The organism is Rathayibacter sp. AY1E6 (genome assembly GCF_002931115.1).
Classification (GTDB): Bacteria; Actinomycetota; Actinomycetes; order Actinomycetales; family Microbacteriaceae; genus Rathayibacter.
Map to the genome: position 1 here is coordinate 1 of NZ_PSVK01000002.1, position 22,743 is coordinate 22,743.

Here is a 22,743-nt window from a genome sequence, read left to right on the forward strand (position 1 = left end):
GCCGCATGATCGGCAACGTCCTCGAGCAGCTCGCCGCCCGCTGACCCCCCAAGACCCGAGCAGCCGTCCGCGCGGGAGACCGCGATGCCGTCGAGGACTGCGAGGAGAAGCGCCGCGTCGTCGGCGCCGAACGACGCCGCGGGATGCGCGGCGCGCAGCAGCTCCAGGACGACGTCCTCCGTTCGCGACCAGCCTGCGGTGTGGATCGCGCGGATCTCCGGATCGGTGCCGGCGCGGGAGGCGAAGGCGGTCCACACGATCGCATCGGGGACGTCCTCGTCCGCGACGCACGCGATCTCGTCGCAGAAGACGCGCAGCCGCACCTCGGCCGAGGATTCGGCCTCCAGGCGGCTCCGCATCCGCTCGCGGAAGCGCTCCTCGACCCGGGCCATCGCGCCGGCCAGCAGCGCCTGCTTCGTCGGGAAGTGGTGCTGGACGGCCCCCACCGAGACGCCGGCCTCGGCCGCGACGGTGCGGATGCTGAGGTGCTCCGCCCCGCGGGTCGAGAGGACGGCGACGACCGCCGAGAGGATGTCGCTCCTGCTCTCGCGCCGATCCGGCATGGCGTCCCTCTCGTTCGACTGCTCGAGCAGGCTACGCTCTCGGACATGACCAATACGACCGTATTGCCGCCCCGTGCCGAAGCCGGCCGCCGCATCGCGACCCTGGACGTCGTCCGCGGTGTCGCGATCATCGGGACCCTCGGCACGAACATCTGGATCTTCTCCCACCCCTGGGGGATGCTCGGACTGCTCTCCGTTCCGGTGACGCCCGAGACCTCCTCCTCCGCCGGGACTGCGCAGCTCCTGCTGATGGCGCTGGCGCAGGGCAAGTTCCTCGCCCTCCTCTCCCTCGCCTTCGGGGTGGGCCTCGCGATCCAGCACGCCTCCGCGGTCCGGCGCGGGACGCGCTGGCCGGGCCGCTACCTCTGGCGCGCGACGCTCCTCCTCCTGGATGGCGCGGTCAACTACGTGCTGATCGCGGAGTTCGACGTCCTCATGGGATACGCCGTCACCGGAGCGGTCGTCGCCTGGCTGCTGCTCACCCGGCCGACGACGCAGCGCCGCGTGATCCTCGTCTGCGGCGCTCTGCACGTCGTCCTGATCTCGGCGCTCGTGGCGCTCGTGGCGGCGAGCCCGGACGGTGCCGGGCAGGGGCCGGCCGGCCGGAGCCCCTACGCGGACGCGTCGTTCCTCGGCCTCGCCCTCTTCCGGCTGCAGAACGCGGGCGTCTTCCGTGCGGAGCCGGTGCTCATCGGGCTCCTCAGCCTCGCGATGTTCCTCCTCGGCGCGCGCCTCCATCGGGCGGGGGTCCTCGCCGCCGAGGGCGCGTCACTCCGCCGTCGCATGATGGTCCTCGGCGCCCTCGCCCTCCCCGTCGACCTCGCGCTGGGCGTCGGGGGGAGCGCCGCCGGTCTGCTCGCCGAGCGCTACCTCGTCGCGCCCCTGGTCGGGCTCGGCCTGCTCGCGGCCCTCGCCGAGGCCTGCCTCCGCCGGGGCGCCGAGGGCTGGGCGGCACGACGGGCGCGGGAGGTCGGCCGGGTCGCCCTGAGCGCCTACCTCCTGCAGAACCTGCTCGGCGGCGCCCTCTTCTACGGCTGGGGACTCGGGCTGGCGGTGACCGCCGCGCAGTGGCGCGTCCCGGCGACCGTCGGAGCGTTCCTGCTCATCGCGGCGGTCGTCGTGCTCGCGGCGCACCTGTGGCTGCGCCGGTTCGAGCTCGGTCCGGTGGAGTGGCTCTGGAAGCGGGGCGAGCGGATCGGTGTCCGCGCGCCCCGCTGACCGGAGGGGGACCTACGCGAGGAGCTCCGCGACGCCGGTGCGCAGGGCGGCGAGGCGGGACGAGACGGCCGACCGGCGGGCGTCGGCGTCGGAGTCGTGCGACCAGGCGTCGAGGTAGAGCTTGACCTTCGGCTCCGTGCCGCTTGGGCGCGCGATGAGACGGGCACCGTCCAGGGAGAAGCGGAGCGCGTCGGTCGGGGGCAGCGCGCCGCCCTCGGCGAGCAGGTCCTCGCTCCGCTCGACGGCGAGCCCGCCGATCGCGGTCGGAGGCGTCGCGCGCAGTCCGGCCATGATCCGGCCGATCTCGGAGAGGTCGGTGACGCGGAGCGAGATCTGCTCCGATCCGAAGAGCCCGAACCGCTCGGCGAACGACTCCAGCTCGTCGTCGATCGTGCGCTCTTCGGCGGCGAGCGCGCTCGCGAGGGAGAGGAAGGCGAGCGCGGCCGAGACGCCGTCCTTGTCGCGGACCGTCCCGGGGTTCACCAGGTAGCCGAGCGCCTCCTCGTAGCCGAAGACGAGGTCGGGGACGCGCGAGATCCACTTGAAGCCCGTGAGCGTCTCGGCGAAGTCGAGGCCGTAGTCGGCCGCCACGGCACCGAGGGCGGGGGAGGACACGATCGAGCAGGCGAGCGCTCCTCCGGTGCGGCCCTCGCGGCGGGCCTGCTCGGCGGCGCGCCAGCCGAGCAGCGCTCCGACCTCGTTGCCGGTGAGGCGCCGGAAGCCCTCCGGGGCGGAGGCGTCGGGCACGGCGGCGGCGAAGCGGTCGGCGTCCGGGTCGTTGGCCACGATCAGCTGCGCGCGACCGGAGCGCGCGGTCGAGAAGGCGAGGTCGAGGGCGCCCGCCTCCTCCGGGTTGGGGAACGCGACCGTGGGGAACGCCGCGTCGGGCTCGATCTGCTCGACCACGACGGCCGGCTCGTCGAATCCCGCCGCGGAGAGCACCCGGTGCGCCGTCTCCCAGCCGACCCCGTGCATCGCCGTGTAGACGATGCGCAGCGGAGCGGACTGGCGGCCGACGGCTGCCGTCGCCTCGATGTAGGCGGCGACCACGGACTCGTCCGCGAGCCGGTACTCGCCGCGCGGCAGCTCCGGAACGCGCCGGTCCCGCGCGACCGCGAGGATCCGCTCGGCGATCTCGGAGTCGACCGGCGGCACGATCTGCGAGCCCTCGTCGGCGCCGCCGAGGTACACCTTGTAGCCGTTGTCCTGCGGCGGGTTGTGGCTCGCCGTGACCATCACTCCGGCGTCGGCGCCGAGGTGGCGCACGGCGAAGGCCAGCACGGGGGTGGGCAGGAGCCGGGGCAGCAGCACCGCGTCCACGCCGGCGCCCGCCATCAGCGCGGCGGAGTCCTCGGCGAAGACGCGCGAGTTCCTCCGGCCGTCGTAGCCGATCACGACCACGGGCCGCTGGACGCCCTGCGCCAGCAGGAAGTCGGCCAGGCCCACGGCGGCCTGCGAGACCAGCACGCGGTTCATCCGGTTGGATCCCGCCGCGATGGCGCCGCGCAGGCCCGCGGTGCCGAACGCCAGGCGGGCGCCGAAGCGGTCCTCGAGCTCGGCGCGGGCGGAGGCGTCCCCCGAGTCGGAGGCGGTCAGCAGGCCGACCAGCTCCTCCCGCGTCTCCGGGTCGGGGTCCTGGGCGAGCCAGGCCTCGGCGAGCTCCCGGACGTCGGCGCTCACAGGGCGCCCGTGATCCCGGCGAGCAGGCGGGCGAGGTCGTCCTCGGCGTCGCGGCCGGCCTCGAGCACCTCCTCGTGGCTGAGGGGGGTCTTCTGGATGCCGGCGGCGAGGTTCGTGATGAGCGACATGCCCAGCACCTCCATGCCCGCCTCGCGCGCGGCGATGGCCTCGAGGGCGGTCGACATGCCGACGATGTGGCCGCCGATGATCCTCGCCATCTGCACCTCGGCCGGGCTCTCGTAGTGCGGCCCGCGGAACTGCACGTACACGCCCTCGTCCAGCTCAGGACGCGTCCCCCGGGCGAGGTCGCGCAGGCGCGAGGAGTAGAGGTCGGTGAGGTCGACGAACGTCGCGCCCTCGAGCGGCGAGTCGGCGGTGAGGTTGATGTGGTCGCTGATCAGCACGGGGGTCCCGGGCGTCCAGTGCTCCTTGATGCCGCCCGCGCCGTTGGTGAGGATCATCACCGTCGCGCCCGTCGCGGCGGCGGTGCGGACGCTGTGCGCGACGCGGCGCACGCCGTAGCCCTCGTAGTAGTGGGTGCGGGCGCCGATGATCAGCGCGCGCCTGCCGGTGGGGAGCAGGACGGAGCGCAGGGTGCCGCCGTGCCCGTGCACGGCCGGCTTGGAGAAGCCGAGGATCTCGGTGGCCTCCACCGTCGCGGTCGTCTCGCCGATCGCGTCGGCGGCCTTGCCCCAGCCGCTGCCGAGGGTGAGGGCGATGTCGTGCTTCTCGACCCCTGTCGCCTCGGCGATCTGAGCGGCCGCGCGGGCCGCGATCTCGAAGGGATCGGCGTCGGGGGCGTCGAGGGTGTGCAGGGTCTGGTCGGACATCCTCCCACCCTACCGACGGGCTGCGCGGCGGCGGAGGGCGACTCCCGCGGCCGATCCGACACCCCGCGATTGGGCGAACACTCAGTGAGAGAGGACAATGGGAAGCATGGCTTACGAGTTCGAGCGCGCGCAGAGGATCGCTGTACTCGGAGGGGGGCCGGGCGGCTACGAAGCCGCCATCGCGGGAGCGCAGCTCGGCGCTGAGGTCACCCTGGTCGAGCGGGTCGGAGTGGGCGGCTCGGCCGTCATCACCGACGTCGTCCCGTCGAAGTCGCTCATCGCGACAGCGGAGGCCACCAACGCCATCGGCGAGGCCGCCGACCTGGGCGTGCAGTTCTTCACCCGCTCGGAGCTGAACAAGCCGGTGCGCCCGGACGTGGCGGTCAACCTGGCGACGGTGAACAAGCGCCTGCTCGGCCTCGCGCGCCAGCAGTCCGAGGACATGCGCGCGAACCTGGTGCACCACGGCGTGCGCATCGTCCAGGGGGACGGGCGCCTGGACGGCTCGAACGCCCTGATCGTCTCGACGGCGGCCGGCGGCGAGGGCATGGACTTCGACCGCATCGAGGCGGACACGATCGTGGTCTCGGTGGGCGCCAGCCCGCGTGTGCTCCCGACCGCGGCACCCGACGGCGAGCGCATCCTCAGCTGGACCCAGCTCTACAACCTCAAGTCGGTCCCCGAGCACCTGATCGTGGTGGGCTCCGGCGTGACCGGCGCGGAGTTCGCCTCCGCCTACCGTGCGCTCGGCGCCCGCGTGACCCTCATCTCCTCCCGCGACCAGGTGCTGCCCGGCGAGGACGCCGACGCGGCCGCCGTGATCGAGAACGTCTTCAAGCGCAACGGCATGGTCGTGCTCTCGAAGTCGCGCGCCGACCGCGTCGAGCGGACCGAGAAGGGCGTGCAGGCCGTGCTCTCGGACGGACGTGTCGTCGAGGGCTCGCACTGCCTGATGGCCGTCGGCTCCGTGCCGAACACGGCGGGCATCGGCCTCGAGGACGCGGGGGTGCAGCTGACGGAGTCGGGGCACATCCGCGTCAACCGCGTCGCCCGCACCAGCGTCCCCTCGATCTACGCGGCCGGGGACTGCACCACGTTCCTCCCGCTCGCCTCCGTCGCCGCCATGCAGGGCCGCACCGGCGTGTTCCACGCGATGGGCGACGCCGTGAACCCGACCGAGGTGCGCAACGTCGCGGCGAACATCTTCACGCAGCCCGAGATCGCGACCGTCGGGTGGAGCCAGCGCGAGATCGAGGAGGGCATCGCGCAGGGCGAGATCTACAAGCTCCCGCTCGCCGCGAACCCGCGGGCGAAGATGATGGGCATCCGCGACGGCTTCGTCAAGCTGTTCGCGCGCACCGGCTCCGGCACCGTCATCGGAGGCGTCATCGTCGCTCCGAAGGCGAGCGAGCTGATCTTCCCGCTCGCCCTCGCCGTGGAGCACCGCCTGACCGTCGACCAGGTCGCGCGGGCCTTCACCGTCTACCCGAGCCTCACCGGCTCGATCTCGGACGCCGCGCGCGCCATGCACATCGTCACCTGACGCGCCACTCCGCCGGGCCGCGCGGGGTGCGGCCCTTCATCGGCAGAGCGCACGACCGGGAATCGCGTGCGAAGCGATTGACGGCAGCGCGACGCGACCCGCTCGGCGGTACCCCTCACGTCGAGGAGCCGACCGCGCCGGGCCGCGCGGGGAGCGGCCCGGAACGGGCTCAGACGATCTGGAGGAGCACGTGTCCCGCGGGGACGGTCGCTCCGGCCGTCGCGTCGAGGCCCTTCACGACGCCGTCCTTGTGGGCGGTGAGCGGCTGCTCCATCTTCATCGCCTCGAGGACGACGACCAGGTCGCCGGTGACGACCGTGTCGCCCTCGGCGACGGCGACCTTGACGATGGTGGCCTGCATGGGCGAGGCGACGGAGTCGCCCGTGACGGTGCTGACGGAGGAGGAGCCGCGGCGCTTCGGGGAGGCGGCAGCGGCCCCGCGGGCGGGTCCCGAGCCGACCAGGTCGCCGGGGAGAGTGACCTCGACGCGGCGCCCGTCGACCTCGACGACCACGTTCCGGCGGGCCGCCGGCTCGTCGGTCGCTCCGGGCTCGCCGCTCCAGGCCGGGATCGTGTTCTCGAACTCGGTCTCGATCCAGCGGGTGTGGATCGTGAAGGGCACGCCGCCCTCGGGGGCGAAGGCCGGGTCCTCGACGATCACGCGGTGGAAGGGGAGGACGGTCGGCAGTCCGGTGACCTCGAACTCGGCGAGGGCGCGGCGCGAGCGCTCCAGCGCCTGCTCGCGGCTGTCGCCGGTGACGATCAGCTTCGCGAGGAGCGAGTCGAAGGAGCCGGAGATCACGTCGCCGGCGACGACACCGGAGTCGACGCGGACGCCGGGTCCGCCGGGGGCCTTGAAGACGTGCACCGGGCCCGGAGCGGGGAGGAAGCCGCGGCCCGCGTCCTCGCCGTTGATGCGGAACTCGAAGGAGTGGCCGCGGGGCGCCGGGTCGTCGTAGTCGAGCACGCCGCCCTCGGCGAGGCGGAACTGCTCGCGCACGAGGTCGATGCCGGTGATCTCCTCCGACACGGGGTGCTCGACCTGGAGGCGGGTGTTCACCTCGAGGAAGGACACCGTGCCGTCCTTGCCGATCAGGAACTCGCAGGTTCCGGCGCCGAGGTAGCCGACCTCCTGCAGGATCGCCTTCGAGGCGCGGTAGAGCTCGGTGTTCTGCGTGTCCGTCAGGAACGGCGCGGGCGCCTCCTCGACGAGCTTCTGGTGGCGGCGCTGGAGGGAGCAGTCGCGGGTGGAGACCACGACGACGTTGCCGTGCGCGTCGGCCAGGCACTGGGTCTCGACGTGGCGCGGCTGGTCGAGGTACTTCTCGACGAAGCACTCGCCGCGGCCGAAGGCGGCGACGGCCTCGCGCGTGGCGGAGGCGAACAGCTCCTCGACCTCGTCGCGCTCGCGGGCGACCTTGAGGCCGCGACCGCCGCCGCCGAAGGCCGCCTTGATCGCGACGGGGAGGCCGTACTGGTCCACGAACTCGAGCACCTCGGCGGCGCCGGAGACGGGGTTGAGGGTTCCCGGGGCCAGCGGCGCGCCGACCTTCTCGGCGACGTGGCGGGCCGAGACCTTGTCGCCGAGGCGCTCGATGGCCTCGGGGCCGGGGCCGATCCAGATCAGGCCGGCGTCGATGACGGCGCGGGCGAAGTCGGCGTTCTCGGCGAGGAAGCCGTAGCCGGGGTGCACGGCGTCGGCACCGGAGCGGCGGGCCACCGAGAGCAGCTTGTCGATGACGAGGTAGGTCTCGGCGCTGGTCGTCCCGCCGAGGGCGTAGGCCTCGTCGGCGAGGCGGCTGTGCACGGCGTCGCGGTCCTGGTCGGCGTAGACGGCCACGGAGGCGATCCCGCTGTCGCGGGCGGCGCGGATGACTCGGACGGCGATCTCGCCCCGGTTGGCGACGAGCACCTTCGTAATCTTCGGCATGGTCCCCAACCCTAGGGGGCGGCTCCGCCCGGCCCGGCGCGGCTCACCACAAAGAAGCGGAGGGCCTTCGTCGGTTCCTCACAAGGGCGGGACGGGCCTCAGCGGTTCCAGAGCGCGGTCCAGTCGACGCCGAGGCTCCGCACCAGAGTGCGGAGGGTCGGCACCGACATCCCGATCACCGTCGAGGGGTCGCCCTCGATCGCGGTGATGAAGCCGGCGCCGCGGCCGTCGATGGTGAAGGCGCCGGCCACCTCGAGGGGCTCGCCGGTGGCGACGTAGGCGTCGATCTCGGCGTCGTCGATGTCGTCGGCGAACGTGACGGCGGCGGAGGTGACCGCTCCGGCCTCGGCGACGATCCTCCCGCCGCGGTGGTCGACGAGCCAGTGGCCGGAGTGGAGGCGGCCGGTGCGACCGCGCTGGGCGCGCCAGCGCTCCCGGGCCCGCTCCGGCTCGTGCGGCTTGCCGTGGACGACCCCGTCGAGGACGAACGCGGAGTCGCCGCCGAGCACCAGACCGTCGATGTCCGGGCGCAGGACGGCGTGCGCCTTGGCGCGGGCGAGCAGCGAGACGGTGGCGTCCGCGTCCAGCGCCGCGCCCCGCTCCTGCTCGGCCCGGGCGACGGCCGCGGGCTCGTCCACCTCGGAGGGGACGACGACGGGCTCGATCCCGGAGGCTCGCAGCAGCGCGAGGCGCGCGGGGGAGGTGGAGGCGAGGTAGAGGCGCACGAGGGCTCCCTGCGGCCGGGCCCACGCTGTGGGATGCTCGACGGATGGCACAGACCCCGTCCCGAGCATCCGCCCGCCCCGACGGGGCCGACGACGCACTCGGGACCGAGATCGAGCTCGACATTAGCAACGTCGCCCACGGCGGCGTGTTCGTCGCCCGGCACGAGGGCCGCGTCGTCTTCGTCCCGGACGTCCTCCCCGGCGAGCGCGTGCGGGCGCGGATCAGCGAGGTCCGGCACGACAGCTTCTGGCGTGCCGAGGCGCTCGAGGTGCTCGAGGCGTCCGAGCACCGGGTGGAGCACGTCTGGCCCGAGGCCGCCCTCGACCGCCGCCCGGAGGAGCGCGTCGGCGGCGCCGAGCTCGGCCACGCCGACCTGGCCTACCAGCGCGAGCTGAAGCGCCTCGTGCTCGTCGACTCCTTCTCCCGCTTCGCCCGTCGCGAGATCGAGGTGGAGGTCGCGCCGATCGGCGGGGACGACGCGTCCGGCGGCCTCGGCTGGCGCACGCGGAACCGCCTCCACGTCGACGACGACGGACGGGTCGGCCCCTACGCGGCACGCAGCCACCACGTCGTCACCGTGGAGTCGCTGCCCCTCGCGACCGCCGATTCCTCCCTGGCCGCACCGCTCGGCGAGCGCCTCGCTCCCGGCTCGGTGGTCGACCTCGTCGACGCGGCCGGGTCCGAGGGAGCCGCGGTGCTCGTGCACGACCCCTCCGACAAGCGCGCCCGCCGCGACCGCACGGTGGTGAGCGAGTTCGTCGCCGACCGCACCTTCCGGGTCGACCGCACCGGCTTCTGGCAGGTGCACCGCGGAGCCGCCGCCGCGCTCTTCGAGGCCGTGCAGGCCGCCGTCGACGCGGATGCGGCGGACCCGTCGGCCGCCAACCACGACCTCTACGGAGGGGTCGGCCTGCTCGCCGCGGCGCTGGCCGACCGCCTCGGCGCCGGAGTGCGCGTGACCAGCGTCGAGAGTGACTCCCGCGCCACCGAGCACGCGCTCGAGAACCTGGCCGACCAGGTCGGCGCCCGCGCGGTGACCGCCCGCGTCGACCGCTACCTCCGCGACGTCGTCGCCCAGGCCGATGCGCGCGAGCGGGCGCGGTGGCGCGCGGCGACCGTGGTCCTCGACCCGCCGCGCTCGGGCGCCGGCCGAGCGGTCACCGACGCTCTGGCGGAGCTGCGGCCGGCGCAGCTCGTCTACGTCGCCTGCGACCCGGTCGCGCTCGCCCGCGACGTGGGCGCCCTGACCGGGGCGGGCTACGAGCTGGAGTGCCTCGAGGGCTTCGACCTCTTCCCGCACACCTCCCACGTGGAGGCCGTTGCGCGACTGGTCCGCCGAGAGGACTGACCGCGGGCCCGCGTCTGCGTACCATGGGCGGGATGGAGCCCCACGTCGACGCAGCCGAGGCCCCGCGCGTGCGCGTGGCGATCGTGGACGACCACGAGTCGGTGCGCCTGGGCGTGGCCGCCGCCGTCGAGAGCGCGGGAATGCAGGTGGTCGCCGCCGCCGAGACCGTCCAGGCCCTCGAGAGCACGATCGGCGGCGCCGAGATCGAGGTGCTCGTCCTCGACCTGTCCCTGAACGACGGCTCGAGCATCACCAGCAACGTCAAGTGGGGGCAGGTGCGCGGCTCCGCCGTCCTCGTCCACAGCATCGCGGACCGCGTCGTGGCCGTGCGGGAGGCGCTCGCCGCGGGAGCGGCCGGCGTCATCCCGAAGTCCTCGCCCATGTCGACGGTCGTCGCCGCCATCCGCACGGTCGCCCGCGGCGAGGTCCTCAACAATCTGGAGTGGGCCTCGGCCATCGACGCCGACGACGACTTCGCGCGGGCCGTGCTCGGCCGTCGCGAGCGCGACGTCCTGCACCTCTACGCCTCGGGGCTGCCGCTGAAGCTGGTGGCCGAGCGGCTGCAGATCTCGGTGTCGACGGCGAAGGAGTACCTCGACCGGATCCGCGACAAGTACGTCGAGATCGGCCGTCCCGCCCCGACGAAGGTCGATCTGCTGCGGCGCGCGGTGGAGGACGGCATCCTGCCGGGCATCGACCCGGACGACGGCGATGGCGGGCGCTGAGGCGCCGATCGCCCGCCGCAACGCCGGGCGCGAGCGCATCGACCGGATCATCAGCACGGTCGTGTCGTTCTTCGGCTTCGGCTTCGGCGTGCAGACCGTCCCGCCGATCCTCGCGCAGCTGCCCCTCCTGCGCCCCGAGGTGGCCTGGCCGGTGCTGGTGCTGGTCTTCGGATCGCTCACCGCCGCCGTGGTCACCGCCGTGCTGCGGCGGGGCACGCGGATCACGGCGGTCCTGGTCGCCGTCGGTGTCCTCATCGCCCTCCTGACCTGGCCGGCCGCCGTCTCCACCGGGGGCGCGGACCGCGAGACCCCGTGGATCTGGTACCTGCTGACCATCGGCACCGCCTTCTGCACGATCGCCGCTCCCCTCCGGATCGCGATCGCGTACGTGTCGGTGACGACCGTGCTGTTCGGGCTGCTGCGCGTCCTCCCCTCCGGCGGCGGGGCGGAGCCGACCCGCGCGATCCTCGACGCCGCCTACGTGGGCATCGTCGGCTTCGTGATGCTGGTGCTGATCACCGTGCTCCGGCAGTCGGCCGACCAGATCGATCGCGCGCAGACGACGGCCATGGAGCAGTACGAGGCGGCGATGCGCCAGCACGCCGGCGAGGTGGAGCGGGTCGAGGTCGACGCCCTGGTGCACGACAACGTGCTCGCGACGCTGCTCTCCGCCGCCTCCGCCGAGTCGCCGGCCGAGCGTGCGCTGGTCTCCTCGATGGCGCAGCGCACCCTCGCCGTGCTGCTGCCCGACCACGAGCCGGAGCCGCCCGAGGGGCTGGTCCCGCTCGAGCTCCTGCAGCGCCAGCTCGCCCACGCGGCGTCCACCTTCGGGACCGAGATCGCAGTCGCGACGGCCGATGGAGTGGATCCGCGCGCGACGACGCTGCCGCGCCCGGTGGCCGAGGCGCTGCTCGGCGCGGTCTGGCAGGCGCTCGCCAACAGCGTCCAGCACGCGGGTCCGAGCGGCAGCGTCCACCGCGCCGTGCACGGGCTGCTGGGCGACGGCGCGGTGGAGGTCGTGGTGGAGGACGACGGCCGCGGCTTCCGGCTCGCCGACGTCCCGCGCGAGCGGCTGGGCATCCGGCTCTCCATCCTCGAGCGGGTGCACAACGCGCGGGGATCGGCGAGGGTCGACTCGACTCCGGGCGAGGGCACCCGAGTCGTCCTCTCCTGGCGGGCGGACGCGGGAGGAGGGCCGTGATCGCCTACCCGCGCCCCCTGCTCCAGGCGCTCGGCGCCGGCTTCTCGCTGTACCACGTGGTGCTCGCCTTCTTCTCCTTCCGTATCTCCCCGGCCACGCCGGCAGACCTCGTCGCGGTCGCACTGTACGTCGCGGCGACTGTCGTCGCCCTCTGGCCGGGAGCGACGACCCGGCTCGCCCTGCCCGTCGCGGTCGGGATGACCGCGGTCGCCGTCGCTCTGCCGCTGCTGGTCGCGCCCTCGCTCGATCCGGGTGCCTCCAACGGCTACTCCACCTGGTACATCGCCGCGGTCGGCACCCTCATGACGATCGTGTGCGCCCGCCGGCGCGCGGCCTGCGCCTGGGTCGGCGTCGGCTTCCTGATCGTGCACACCGTGTTCTGGGCCGGCCCGGCCGCGCTGGCCACTCTCGGCGTCGTCGGGGGGATCGCCTGGGTCGCGATCGCGCAGCTGCTCATCGTCGAGCTCGGGCGCGCGGGCTCCGAGGCGCGCGTGCTCGAGGCGGCCGAGCGCGCGGCCGCGTCGTGGCGGGCCGCGGAGGAGGCGCACCTCACGGAGCGCGAGGTCCGGCTGGAGCAGACCCGCGCCCTCGCCGCCGACATGCTGCTGCGCATCGCCGAGCCGGGACCGGGCCTCACCGACGAGGAGCGGCGCGAGTGCCGGCTGCTCGAGGCGGCCGTGCGCGACGAGATCCGCGGCCGGCGGCTGCTGGACGACGAGGTGCGGCGTCTCGTGCTCGACGCGCGGCGGCGGGGGGTGACCGTGTCGGTGCTCGACGACGGCGGCCTCGACCGCACCTCCGAGGGCGAGAGCCGACGGGTGCTGGGGGAGCTCGCCCAGGCTCTGAGCGGGATCCGCGAGGAGGTCGACCGCGTGGTGGTGCGCACCGCGTCGGCCGACTCGGCCTCGGCGGTCACAGTGGTGGGCCTGCGGACGGCCGGCGACGGCAGCGCGGGCGCCCTCGGCTCCGACGACGCGGGGGACGAGGTCGACGCCTGGGTCGAGATCCGGCGCGACGGCGTCGGCGGACGGGACGTCTGAGCGGCGGAGCGCGCGCGGGACGGCGCGGCCGTCCGCATGCGCAGCGACCGGCGGCGACCCGCCCCGGAGGGCGTGCGGATGTCGGATCGGTGCCGCGGTCGGTACGCTCCGGCTCTCAGCACGGCTCAGGTCCTGGCGCACCCGGTCTCTCGGCGCGGACCGATCGTCGGCGCGGCACGAGCGTGAGCAGAGCCGTCATGAGCGGAGCCCGTTGAGCGCAGAGCGCGTCATGAGAAGAGCCCGTTAACGGAGTGCGGCGGGCCGTCCACTCCTCCGAAGAGGGGGCCCGGCCCGCCGTCAAACCCCGAGTGAGGGTAACAACCCGAATATTACCCTCACTCGCCCCCAACACACCCGCCTGCTTACCCTGGTCGGCGAGTGATTGGCGGTGCCCCTTCCGAAGGAGGAGCACCGTACGTCCACTAGTGTGCTCGCTCCGCCAGGAGGCGCATAGTCAGCACTTTAGGGGACTAATCGGGGGACAAATTTCACGTTCCGCGTCGCGGATCGCTCGTTCCCCGACGGGCTGCGTCTGCGAGTCCGCTCAGCCGGAGAAGGAGCGCCACGCTCCGGGTGCCGGCCGGAGCGGCCTGCGGACCGCCGCGGCGCGGTCGTTCCAGCCACCGCTGAGCTCCTGCGGGGTCTCCGGCTCGGCCTCGGTGCGAGAGGTCAGTGCGGTGACGACGGCCGTGACGGCGGCGATCTCGGCGGCGTCGAGGCCGGGGGTGGAGATGACGACGGCGGGTGCGGAGTCGGAGGCGGTCATCCCGTGACGCTATCGCATGCCGTTCACGGCGCCGGTCGGCGGGGCATGGCTATGCTGACGCCGGATGCCGCCGGAGCGTCGTCCGTCCGTTGCGAACAGGAGCGTCCCCGCATGCCGACGTGGTTCCCGAGGAGCGGTGCCGCGGCGCTGCGCCCCCTGCGTCTGCTGGTCCGGAGGTCGCCTGCGGCCGTCTCGGTCGTCCTGGTCCTCCTGGCCGCGAGCGCGATCACGGGGACGCTCGTCGCCCCCGCGGGAGCCGAGACGACGGCCTGGTGGGCGGCGGGCCCGATGACGACCCTCGACGGCCGTCCGTGGACGGCGGTGACCGCCCTCCTGATCGCGGCGGACCCGCTGCAGCTGCTCCTGGACGTCGTGCTGGTCCTCCCGATGCTCCTCGCCGCGGAGCGCCGCCTCGGCTCGGCCCGCACCCTCCTCGCCTTCCTCGTGACCGGCGCCGTCGGGATCGTCGTCGGGTCCTCCGTGCAGTCGATCGGCGCTCTCGTCGGGGAGTGGTGGGCGGGCGACACCGTCGGCGACCACACCTTCGACCCGCTGATCGGCGCGGTCGGCGCCCTCATCGCCTCGACCGCCTTCATGGGCGCTCTGTGGCGTCGCCGCCTCCGGGTGACCGTCTTCGCCGTCGTGCTGATGTTCGTTCTCTACGCGGGCGACTCCGCCGACGCGTACCGGCTCCTCGCGGGCGGCGCGGGGCTCGTGCTCGGCGCGGTGCTCGCGCGGGGAGCGGCAGGGCTGCGTCCGCAGCGTCCGGCGCCGAGCTCGCACCGCGAGTCCCGGGGGCTGCTGGCGGCGGTCGTCGTCGTCACCGCGATCGGTCCGCTCGTCGCCGTCCTCTCGGACTCGGGCTACGGTCCGTTCTCGTTCCTCGGCCGACTGCTGCAGAGCGCCTTCACGGGGACGACGAACCTCGAGGACCCGTGCAGCCGCGCCCTCCGGCACTGCGCGCACCACGTGAAGCTGAGCCTGGTCGCCCCCGGGCCGATCCTGCTGACGTTCGTCCCGCTCCTCCTCCTGCTCGTCGCCGCCTACGGCCTGCGCTCCGGGCGCCGCCTGGGCCTGCTGCTGGCGGTCGGGGTGAACATCGCGATCGCGATCCTGGAGGTCTTCTCCCTCCAGCGCGCCGCCCGTCACCCCGAGTTCCTGTACTACGCCGAGTACCTGCTCTGGGTGGCGACGACGGTGCTGGTGCCGCTGGCCGTCGTGGCGATGCTCGTGATCGGGAGGAGGCACTTCCGCATCCGCGCGCCCCGTGCCGCCGCGAGGCTCTGGACGCGGGTCGTCGCCATCGCCTTCGTCGTGTCCCTCGGCGGCTACCTGGCGCTCTCGGCCGGCGTGCGCACGAGCTTCGAGCCGCTCCTGGGCCTCGGGAGGCTCCTCCTGGACGGGCTGCTGCGCTTCGTCCCGGTGAGCTTCCTCGGCGGCGCCGGACTGCTCGCCGTGCCGCGGGAGCCCGTTGCGCGGATCGTCTTCGAGTGGGTCGGCCCGGTGTTCTGGCTCGTGGTCGTCGTGGCGGTGGTCGCTCTGCTCCGGGCCACCGACGTGCAGCGGAACCGCGGCGACGAGGCGCGGTACCGCGCGCTCCTGTCCCTGCACGGCGCCGGCAGCCTCGGCCACCAGGGGACCTGGGAGGGCAACGCGCACTGGATCTCGGCCGACGGGACCGGCGGAGTCGCCTACCGGGTGATCGGCGGCGTGGCGATCACCCTCTCCGACCCCGCCTGCGCTCCCGAGCGGCGGGAGGACGTCGTGGCCGAGTTCGTGCGGTTCTGCGACGAGCGCAGCTGGACGCCCGTGTTCTACAGCATCCACGACGAGCTGCTCCCCGTCTTCGACCGGCTCGGCTGGTCGCGCCTCTCGGTCGGCGAGGAGACGATCATCGAGCTCTCCTCCTTCGAGCTCACCGGCAAGCGGTGGCAGAAGGTGCGCTACCCGCTCACGCGCGGCATCAAGCTGGGCATCGAGGCGCAGTGGACCAGCTGGCCCGAGCTCTCCCTCGGCATGGCCAACCAGATCGTCGACCTGTCGGAGCGCTGGGTCGCCGAGAAGGCGCTGCCCGAGATGGGCTTCACCCTCGGTGGCATCGACGAGGTCCGCGATCCCGACGTCGCCCTCCTGCTCGCGGTCGGACCGGACGGCGTGCTGCAGGGGGTGACGAGCTGGCTGCCCGTGCACCGGGAGGGGCGCGTGGTCGGCTGGACCCTCGACTTCATGCGCCGCTCCGACGACTCGATGCCCGGCATCATGGAGTTCCTCATCGCCTCCGCGGCGCTGCGCGTCAAGGAGGAGGGCGCCGAGTTCCTCTCGCTCTCGGGCGCTCCGCTCGCCACCGCGCCGGTCGAGGAGGGGGAGGAGCCTCCGGAGCCGACGGTCCTCTCGCGCCTGCTCGAGTTCCTCTCGCGGACGCTCGAGCCGGCCTACGGCTTCACGTCGCTGTTCCGCTTCAAGGCCAAGTTCCACCCGCGCTACGCGGGCCTCTGGATGACCTACCCCGACGCGCTGCAGCTGCCCCGGATCGGAGCCGCGCTGGGTCGCGCCTACCTGCCGGACCTCTCCGCCGCGCAGGCGCTGGCGTTCGCGCGGGTGGTCGGGGCGAAGCCGGAGGAGAAGCCGTCCGAGGCGTCCGCGGCGAAGCCGGATGCTCCGGCCGCCAGGGCAGGCGCTCCTGCGGCGAAGGCGGGTGCTCCGACAGCCGAGCCGGACGGTCCTGGGGTGAAGGCGGGTGGTCCTGCGGTGAAGGCGGGTGCTCCGGCTGCGAGGGCGGATGCCCGGGAAGCGGAGGCCGATTCCGCGACAGGGAAGCCGGGTGCTCCGGCCGCGGAGCCGGCCGCTCCCGTCGTGCGGCCCGATGCTCCCACGGAGTCCGCTGCCCGACGGACCGGCCCCGGCTCCTCCGACTGATCGTTCCGCCCCTCCGCCCCGTGAGGAGGTGGGCGCAGCGGAACGCCGCGGCACGGACGGTCTCCCGTCTCCTGCCGCGGCGTCCGAGCGAGCCGGGTCAGAGCGGGATGTTGCCGTGCTTCTTCGCGGGCAGGTTGGCGCGCTTGGTGCGCAGCGCCCGCAGCGCCTTGATGACGGAGACACGCGTCGCCGAGGGCTCGATCACGCCGTCGAGCTCGCCGCGCTCGGCCGCGAGGAACGGGCTCGCGACGTTGTAGGTGTACTCGTTCGCCAGGCGCGTCCGGACGGCTGCGACGTCCTCGCCGGCCTCCTCCGCCTTGCGGATCTCGTTGCGGTAGAGGATGTTCACCGCGCCCTGGCCGCCCATGACGGCGATCTCGGCGGTCGGCCACGCGAGGTTGATGTCGGCTCCCAGCTGCTTGGACCCCATCACGATGTATGCGCCGCCGTACGCCTTGCGCAGGATGACCGTGACCAGCGGCACGGTCGCCTCGGCGTAGGCGTAGAGCAGCTTCGCGCCGCGGCGGATGACGCCGGTCCACTCCTGGTCGGTGCCGGGCAGGTAGCCCGGGACGTCGACCAGGGTCAGGATCGGCAGCGAGAACGCGTCGCAGAAGCGGACGAAGCGGGACGCCTTCTCGCCCGCCTCGATGTTCAGCGTGCCCGCCATGGCGCTCGGCTGGTTCGCGATGATGCCGACGGAGCGGCCCTCGACGCGGCCGAAGCCGATCACGATGTTCGGCGCGAACAGCGGCTGCACCTCGAGGAAGTCGCCCTCGTCGACGATGTGCTCGATGACGGCGCGCATGTCGTACGGCTGGTTCGGGCTGTCCGGGATGACCGTGTCGAGGAAGCGGTCCGCGTCGGTCGTCTCGAGATCGACCTCGGTCTCGAAGACGGGGACAGGCGACAGGTTGTTGTCCGGGAGGAAGGAGAGGAGCGTCCGCGCGTAGTCGAGCGCGTCGTTCTCGTCGCTCGCGAGGTAGTGCGAGACGCCCGAGATCTTGTTGTGGGTCAGCGCGCCGCCGAGCTCCTCCATGCCGACGTCCTCGCCGGTGACGGTCTTGATCACGTCGGGCCCGGTGACGAACATCTGGCTGGTCTTGTCGACCATGATCACGAAGTCGGTCAGGGCGGGGGAGTAGACCGCGCCTCCCGCGGCCGGGCCGCAGATGATCGAGATCTGGGGGATCACGCCGCTCGCCGCGGTGTTGCGGCGGAAGATCTCGCCGTACTTGCCGAGGGCGACCACGCCCTCCTGGATCCGTGCTCCGCCGGAGTCGAGGATGCCGATGATCGGGACGCCGGTCTTCAGGGCGAGGTCCATCACCTTGATGATCTTCTCGCCGGCCACCTCGCCGAGCGAGCCGCCGAAGATCGTGAAGTCCTGCGAGTACACGGCGACCTGGCGGCCGTGGATGGTGCCGGTCCCGGTGACGACGGCGTCGCCGTAGGGGCGCTTCTTCTCCATGCCGAAGGCGTGGGTGCGGTGGCGCACGAACTCGTCCAGCTCGACGAACGAGCCCGGGTCGAGGAGGGTGTCGATCCGCTCCCGTGCGGTCATCTTGCCCTTGGCGTGCTGCTTCTCGATCGCCGCCTCGCCACTGGCCGTGACGGCCTCGTGGTAGCGGTTCCTGAGGTCCGCGATCTTCCCCGCGGTCGTGTACAGATCGGGCGCGGGACGTTCGGTGTTCGCGGTCACCCGCTCACCCTACCGGCGGGGCGGACGCCTCCTCTTGTCGCACTCGCACAGGGAGGGCCGCTCCCGACGGGAGGATCCGGACAAGGGCGGGCCGTCGCGCGCGGCGCTCGGAGCGGCCTCGCGGGAGCCGCCGCTACCGTGGCGTCATGCTCCTCCCGCTCTCCTCCGCCGTCTCCCCCCGCGTCCTCGCGCTCGAGTCGGCGGGGTCGACGAACGACGAGCTCCGCGAGCGGGCTGCCGCCGACCCCGCCGTGTGGCCGCACCTCTCCGTCGTCGCCACCGGCGACCAGCGCGCCGGGCGCGGCCGGCTGGGGCGCGTCTGGCAGGCGCCCGCGGGCCGCACGCTCGCGGCCTCGACTCTGGTCGACGCCTCCGCCCTCGGCGCCGAGGCCTCCGGCTGGCTGCCGCTCGTGGCCGGCGCCGCTCTCGCCCGGGCCCTCGCACCCCTCGTCGACGGGGACGTCGCCGTCAAGTGGCCCAACGACGTCCTGATCGACGGCCGGAAGGTCGCGGGGGTCCTCGCCGAGCGCCTGCCGGACGGGCGGGTCGTCGTCGGCACCGGCGTGAACCTGCTGCTGACGGAGGCGGAGCTGCCGGTCCCGACCGCCACCTCGCTCGCCCTCGCCGGAGCGCGGACGACGAGCGCCGACGAGGTGCTCGCCGCGTTCCTGACCGGGTTCCAGGGTCTGCTGGCTCCGCTGCTCGCCCAGGGCGACCCCCAGGCCTCCGGAGCGGCCGCCGCCGTCCGCGCCTCCTGCGGCACCCTCGGAACGCGCGTCCGGCTCGAGCTGCCCGACGGCACGCAGGAGGAGGGGACCGCCGCCGCACTCGCCCCGGACGGCTCCCTCCTGCTCGAGCAGGGCGGCGCGCTGCGCTCGTTCACGGCCGGCGACGTCACGCATCTGCGCTCCTGATGGCCAGGACCGACCCCGCCGACCGCGAGCTGGCGCGGCTGACCCCGCGCGCCCGCCGGGCGGTCGCACCGGTCGTCGGTCTCCTCATGCTCACCTGGACGGGCTTCTACTTCGCCGCGCAGTTCGAGCTCGCCCTGCAGCGCTGGATCATCGGGCTCGGCACCGCACTTCTGGTGCTTCTCCTCTGCGCTCCCGGGATCGCGGGCTGGGCGAGCGTGCGCTACCGCGTCACCGCCTCCGGCCTCAGCGCGCGCCGGGGCGTGGCGTCGATCCGGCGGGCCGAGGTGGTCTTCGATCGGAGGATGGAGGTCGTGGTCGAGCGCTCCCTCGGCCAGCGCCTCGCCCGGTGCGGGGACGTCCGGATCCTGCAGGCGGGAGCCGAGGTGTTCGTGCTGCGGGACCTGCCGGATCCGGAGCTCACGGCCGACCTGCTGCAGGAGGCGATCGGCGCGGCTCCCGCTCTCGAGCCGGAGTGGCCGCCGCCCGCGTGAGCGCGTCGGGGCCTCGGTAGCATGGAGCCGCCCCGCGCCAGCGGGCGGAGACGGAGGAGCGCCATGCGCGTCGGCGTGATCGGGGGCGGCCAGCTCGCCCGGATGATGATCCCCGCGGCGGTGGAGCTCGGCATCGAGATCGCCGTGCTCGCCGAGAGCGAGGGCGCCCCGGCGGGCCTGGCCGCGACACGGGTCGGCGACCACCGCGACGAGGCGACCGTGCTCGCCTTCGCCGAGACCGTGGACGTGGTCACGTTCGACCACGAGCACGTTCCCCAGCCGATCCTCCGCGAGCTCGTCGCCCGCGGCGTCGCCGTGCACCCCGGGCCCGACGCCCTGCTGTTCGCCCAGGACAAGCTGATGATGCGGCGCCGCCTGACCGAGCTCGGCGTGCCCGTGCCCGAGTGGGCCGAGGTCTCCTCCGCCGAGGAGCTGGGGGAGTTCCTGGCCGAGCACGGCGGCAGCGCCGTGGTGAAGACCGCGCGCGGCGGCTACGACGGCAAGGGCGTTCGCGTGGTGCGCGGCGCCCACGAGGCGGACGACTGGTTCACCGCCCTCGCCGAGCACGGCCGGGGCGGCTCGCTCCTGGTCGAGGAGCTGGTGGGCTTCCGCCGCGAGCTCGCGCAGCTCGTCGCCCGGCGTCCCTCCGGCGAGAGCATCCTCTGGCCGGTGGTGGAGTCCGTGCAGCGCGACGGCGTCTGCGCCGAGGTGATCGCTCCGGCCCCCGCGTCCGCCGGCCGGCTCGCAGCCGCCGCGGCCGAGATCGCGCAGACGATCGCCGACAGCCTCGGGGTCACCGGCGTCCTGGCCGTCGAGCTGTTCGAGACGACGGACGACCGGATCCTGGTCAACGAGCTGGCCATGCGCCCGCACAACAGCGGCCACTGGACGATGGACGGATCGACCACGTCGCAGTTCGAGCAGCACCTGCGCGCGGTCCTCGACCTGCCGCTCGGCGCGACGGGCTGCCGCGACCCGTGGACCGTGATGGTCAACGTGCTCGGCGGCCCGGTGGGGGAGTCGCTGACCGACCGCTACCCGCGGGTGCTCGCCGATCACCCGGGTGTGAAGGTGCACAACTACGGCAAGGAGCCGCGACCGGGCCGCAAGGTCGGGCACGTGAACGCCGGCGGCGACGACCTCGACCTCGTGGTCTACGAGGCTCGCGCGGCGGCGGCCGTTCTCACGGACTGACCCGTACGATGGTCGCCGTGACGAGCCTGCCGACCTCCCCGACCCCTGCCGGAGCCCTCTCGTGAGCGCGGACGCGCTCGTGAACGGGCCCGCGCCGCTCGTCGGCGTCGTGATGGGCTCGGACTCGGACTGGTCCGTCATGCAGGCGGCGTCCACCGTCCTCGCCGAGTTCGGCGTGGCGCACGAGGTCCGGGTCGTCTCCGCGCACCGCACCCCGGAGGCGATGATCGCGTACGGCCGCGAGGCCCGCGGCCGCGGCCTGAAGGTCGTCATCGCCGGAGCGGGCGGAGCCGCCCACCTCCCCGGCATGCTCGCCGCCGTGACCTCGCTCCCCGTCGTCGGAGTGCCGGTCCCGCTCGCCCGACTCGACGGGCTCGACTCCCTCCTCTCGATCGTGCAGATGCCGGCGGGCGTCCCCGTCGCCACCGTTTCCATCGGCGGAGCGCGGAACGCCGGACTGCTCGCGGTGAAGATCCTCGCGACGGCGGACGACGCCCTCTCCGCAGCGCTCGACGCCTTCGCCGCCGACCTCGAGGTGCAGGTCGCCGCGAAGAACGACGCCCTGGTGGCGGGCCTGTGACGGCCGTCGCCCTGCCGCTGCGGCATCCGGACGTCGCCTCCCGCGCCTTCATGACGCGGCGGGCGTGGTGGCTGCTGATCGTCAACCTGCTGGTGCCCGGGTCCGCTCAGGTCCTCGCGGGCAACCGCCGGCTCGGGCGCCTGGGGCTCGGCTTCACCCTCGGGCTCTGGGTCGCCCTCCTGGTCGCGGTGCTCCTCTACTTCGTCTTCCCGACCGGCCTCTACACGCTCGCGACCTTCGACGTCTCGATGCTCGCGCTCCAGGCCGCGCTCGTCGTCTACGGGGTGGTCTGGGCCGTGCTGACGCTCGACACCCTCCGCCTGATCCGCGTCGTCCGGGTGCGCCCGCGGATGCGCGGCGTGCTCGCGTTCGCGACGATCGCGCTGATGGCGGTCTCGGTCGGCACCACCGCCTACGGCACCTATCTGCTCGGCGTGACCCGGGGGACGCTGTCGTCGATCTTCGGCGGCGGAGCGATCGAGCAGCCGATCGACGGCCGCTACAACGTGATGCTCCTCGGCGGCGACGCGGGAGAGGACCGCGACGGTCTGCGCCCCGACAGCATCTCGGTGGTCAGCATCGACGCGTCGAGCGGCAAGGCCTCGATCATCGGCGTCTCGCGCGAGTTCGTCGACTTCCCGTTCCCCGAGACCAGCCCGATGCACGAGCTCTATCCCGACGGCTACGACACCGACAACTGCGCCGTCGACGTCTGCAAGCTCAACTCGGTCTACACCGAGGTCGAGCTGAAGCACCCGGAGCTCTACCCCGACGCCGTCGACCACGGCAGCGAGCCCGGCATCGAGGCGATGCGCGACGCGGTCGAGGGCATCCTCGACCTGAGGATCCAGTACTACGCGCTGATCGACATGGAGGGCTTCGCCCAGCTGATCGATGCGCTCGGCGGCATCGACATCGACTACGTGGCCGACGAGCCGCTGCCCCTGGGCGGGCTGCCCGACTCCGACGGCGTGATGCAGGGCGTCAACCAGTGGATCGATCCCGGGCACTGGCACTTCAACGGCGAGCAGGCCCTCGCCTACGCCCGGTCTCGCTACACCACGAGCGACTACGACCGGATGGCGCGCCAGCGGCAGGTGCAGGAGGCGCTGCTCGCCCAGTTCGAGCCGGGCAACGTCCTCGCCAAGTTCCAGGACGTCGCGTCCGCCGGGTCCCAGGTCATCAAGACGGACGTCCCGCAGGGGATGCTCGGCTACTTCGTGCAGCTGGGGCTCAAGACGAAGTCGCAGCCGGTGGATCCGATCGAGCTGGTCCCGCCGGCCGTCGACCCGGAGGACCCGGACTACGACGTCGTGCACTCGCTGGTGAGCGCCGGACTGTCGGGCGACTCCGCGCCGTAGACGGCCGGGTGCCGC

19 protein-coding genes are annotated in these 22,743 nt (G+C 73.5%); 12 read left to right on the plus strand and 7 right to left on the minus strand.

Annotated features, from left to right (window positions below):
- The coding region (locus tag C5C46_RS01800) for a TetR/AcrR family transcriptional regulator (RefSeq protein ID WP_146078915.1) at nucleotides 1-563 on the minus strand (563 nt) is incomplete at its 3' end.
- 45 nt (nucleotides 564-608) lie between these two features.
- On the opposite strand from C5C46_RS01800, the gene C5C46_RS01810 reads away from it, so the two are divergent.
- Nucleotides 609-1,781: a DUF418 domain-containing protein gene (locus C5C46_RS01810; RefSeq protein WP_104225455.1), complete on the plus strand. Its 1,173-nt coding sequence runs from the start codon at nucleotides 609-611 to the stop codon at nucleotides 1,779-1,781.
- 12 nt (nucleotides 1,782-1,793) lie between these two features.
- Here the strand turns inward: C5C46_RS01810 and C5C46_RS01815 are convergent, their stop codons facing one another.
- Both C5C46_RS01815 and C5C46_RS01820 read right to left on the minus strand, forming a co-directional pair.
- The gene (locus tag C5C46_RS01815) at nucleotides 1,794-3,461 is read right to left on the minus strand and encodes a phospho-sugar mutase (RefSeq protein WP_104225456.1); all 1,668 of its coding nucleotides are present in this window, start codon (nucleotides 3,459-3,461) and stop codon (nucleotides 1,794-1,796) included.
- Nucleotides 3,458-4,291 (minus strand): purine-nucleoside phosphorylase, encoded by an 834-nt coding sequence (locus C5C46_RS01820; protein WP_104225457.1) that lies wholly within the window; start codon nucleotides 4,289-4,291, stop codon nucleotides 3,458-3,460. Before C5C46_RS01820 ends, C5C46_RS01815 begins: the two co-directional genes overlap by 4 nt.
- A gap of 106 nt (nucleotides 4,292-4,397) precedes the next feature.
- Here C5C46_RS01820 and C5C46_RS01825 point away from each other — a divergent pair, with 106 nt between their 5' ends.
- Nucleotides 4,398-5,834 carry an NAD(P)H-quinone dehydrogenase gene (locus C5C46_RS01825; RefSeq protein WP_104225458.1) on the plus strand — a complete coding sequence of 479 codons (1,437 nt, stop codon included), beginning with the start codon at nucleotides 4,398-4,400 and terminating at the stop codon, nucleotides 5,832-5,834.
- A 169-nt stretch (nucleotides 5,835-6,003) separates the two neighbouring features.
- Here the strand turns inward: C5C46_RS01825 and C5C46_RS01830 are convergent, their stop codons facing one another.
- On the minus strand, nucleotides 6,004-7,764 hold the full coding sequence (locus C5C46_RS01830; RefSeq protein WP_104225459.1) for a biotin carboxylase N-terminal domain-containing protein: 1,761 nt from the start codon (nucleotides 7,762-7,764) through the stop codon (nucleotides 6,004-6,006).
- 98 nt (nucleotides 7,765-7,862) lie between these two features.
- The gene (locus tag C5C46_RS01835) at nucleotides 7,863-8,489 is read right to left on the minus strand and encodes a nucleoside triphosphate pyrophosphatase (protein ID WP_181027094.1); all 627 of its coding nucleotides are present in this window, start codon (nucleotides 8,487-8,489) and stop codon (nucleotides 7,863-7,865) included.
- A 44-nt stretch (nucleotides 8,490-8,533) separates the two neighbouring features.
- Between C5C46_RS01835 and C5C46_RS01840 the strand changes: the two genes are divergently transcribed.
- Genes C5C46_RS01840 through C5C46_RS01855 form a run of 4 tightly spaced genes read left to right on the plus strand, consistent with a single transcriptional unit; the run spans nucleotide 8,534 to nucleotide 12,804 of the window.
- Nucleotides 8,534-9,838, plus strand: a complete 1,305-nt coding sequence (locus C5C46_RS01840; protein ID WP_146078916.1) for a class I SAM-dependent RNA methyltransferase — start codon at nucleotides 8,534-8,536, stop codon at nucleotides 9,836-9,838.
- A gap of 23 nt (nucleotides 9,839-9,861) precedes the next feature.
- A complete protein-coding gene (locus C5C46_RS01845; RefSeq protein ID WP_104223169.1) occupies nucleotides 9,862-10,563 on the plus strand; it encodes a response regulator transcription factor in 702 nt (233 codons plus the stop codon).
- Entirely contained in the window at nucleotides 10,550-11,764 is a 1,215-nt protein-coding gene (locus C5C46_RS01850) for a sensor histidine kinase (RefSeq protein ID WP_104225460.1), read from the plus strand. The genes C5C46_RS01845 and C5C46_RS01850 overlap by 14 nt, the downstream gene beginning before the upstream one ends.
- Nucleotides 11,761-12,804, plus strand: coding sequence for a hypothetical protein (locus tag C5C46_RS01855; RefSeq protein ID WP_104225461.1), 1,044 nt, complete (start codon nucleotides 11,761-11,763; stop codon nucleotides 12,802-12,804). The genes C5C46_RS01850 and C5C46_RS01855 overlap by 4 nt, the downstream gene beginning before the upstream one ends.
- Before the next feature lie 544 nt (nucleotides 12,805-13,348).
- Here C5C46_RS01855 and C5C46_RS01860 read toward each other — a convergent pair.
- The gene (locus tag C5C46_RS01860; protein WP_104225462.1) at nucleotides 13,349-13,570 is read right to left on the minus strand and encodes an acyl-CoA carboxylase subunit epsilon; all 222 of its coding nucleotides are present in this window, start codon (nucleotides 13,568-13,570) and stop codon (nucleotides 13,349-13,351) included.
- 111 nt (nucleotides 13,571-13,681) lie between these two features.
- Here C5C46_RS01860 and C5C46_RS01865 point away from each other — a divergent pair, with 111 nt between their 5' ends.
- Nucleotides 13,682-16,486 (plus strand): DUF2156 domain-containing protein, encoded by a 2,805-nt coding sequence (locus tag C5C46_RS01865; RefSeq protein ID WP_181136477.1) that lies wholly within the window; start codon nucleotides 13,682-13,684, stop codon nucleotides 16,484-16,486.
- A gap of 97 nt (nucleotides 16,487-16,583) precedes the next feature.
- Here C5C46_RS01865 and C5C46_RS01870 read toward each other — a convergent pair whose 3' ends face one another.
- Nucleotides 16,584-18,188, minus strand: a complete 1,605-nt coding sequence (locus tag C5C46_RS01870) for an acyl-CoA carboxylase subunit beta (RefSeq protein WP_104223164.1) — start codon at nucleotides 18,186-18,188, stop codon at nucleotides 16,584-16,586.
- A gap of 146 nt (nucleotides 18,189-18,334) precedes the next feature.
- Between C5C46_RS01870 and C5C46_RS01875 the strand changes: the two genes are divergently transcribed.
- The 5 genes from C5C46_RS01875 (at nucleotide 18,335) to C5C46_RS01895 (ending at nucleotide 22,728) form a co-directional block, all read left to right on the plus strand.
- Nucleotides 18,335-19,102 carry a biotin--[acetyl-CoA-carboxylase] ligase gene (locus tag C5C46_RS01875; RefSeq protein WP_104225464.1) on the plus strand — a complete coding sequence of 256 codons (768 nt, stop codon included), beginning with the start codon at nucleotides 18,335-18,337 and terminating at the stop codon, nucleotides 19,100-19,102.
- A complete protein-coding gene (locus tag C5C46_RS01880) occupies nucleotides 19,102-19,593 on the plus strand; it encodes a PH domain-containing protein (RefSeq protein ID WP_104225465.1) in 492 nt (163 codons plus the stop codon). The genes C5C46_RS01875 and C5C46_RS01880 overlap by 1 nt, the downstream gene beginning before the upstream one ends.
- Nucleotides 19,594-19,656: 63 nt before the next feature.
- Nucleotides 19,657-20,787 (plus strand): 5-(carboxyamino)imidazole ribonucleotide synthase, encoded by a 1,131-nt coding sequence (locus C5C46_RS01885; protein ID WP_104225466.1) that lies wholly within the window; start codon nucleotides 19,657-19,659, stop codon nucleotides 20,785-20,787.
- A gap of 112 nt (nucleotides 20,788-20,899) precedes the next feature.
- Nucleotides 20,900-21,367: a 5-(carboxyamino)imidazole ribonucleotide mutase gene (gene purE, locus C5C46_RS01890; RefSeq protein WP_104225651.1), complete on the plus strand. Its 468-nt coding sequence runs from the start codon at nucleotides 20,900-20,902 to the stop codon at nucleotides 21,365-21,367.
- Complete coding sequence (locus C5C46_RS01895) at nucleotides 21,364-22,728, plus strand: LCP family protein (RefSeq protein ID WP_244230602.1); 1,365 nt, start codon at nucleotides 21,364-21,366, stop codon at nucleotides 22,726-22,728. The genes purE and C5C46_RS01895 overlap by 4 nt, the downstream gene beginning before the upstream one ends.
- Nucleotides 22,729-22,743: the final 15 nt, after the last annotated feature.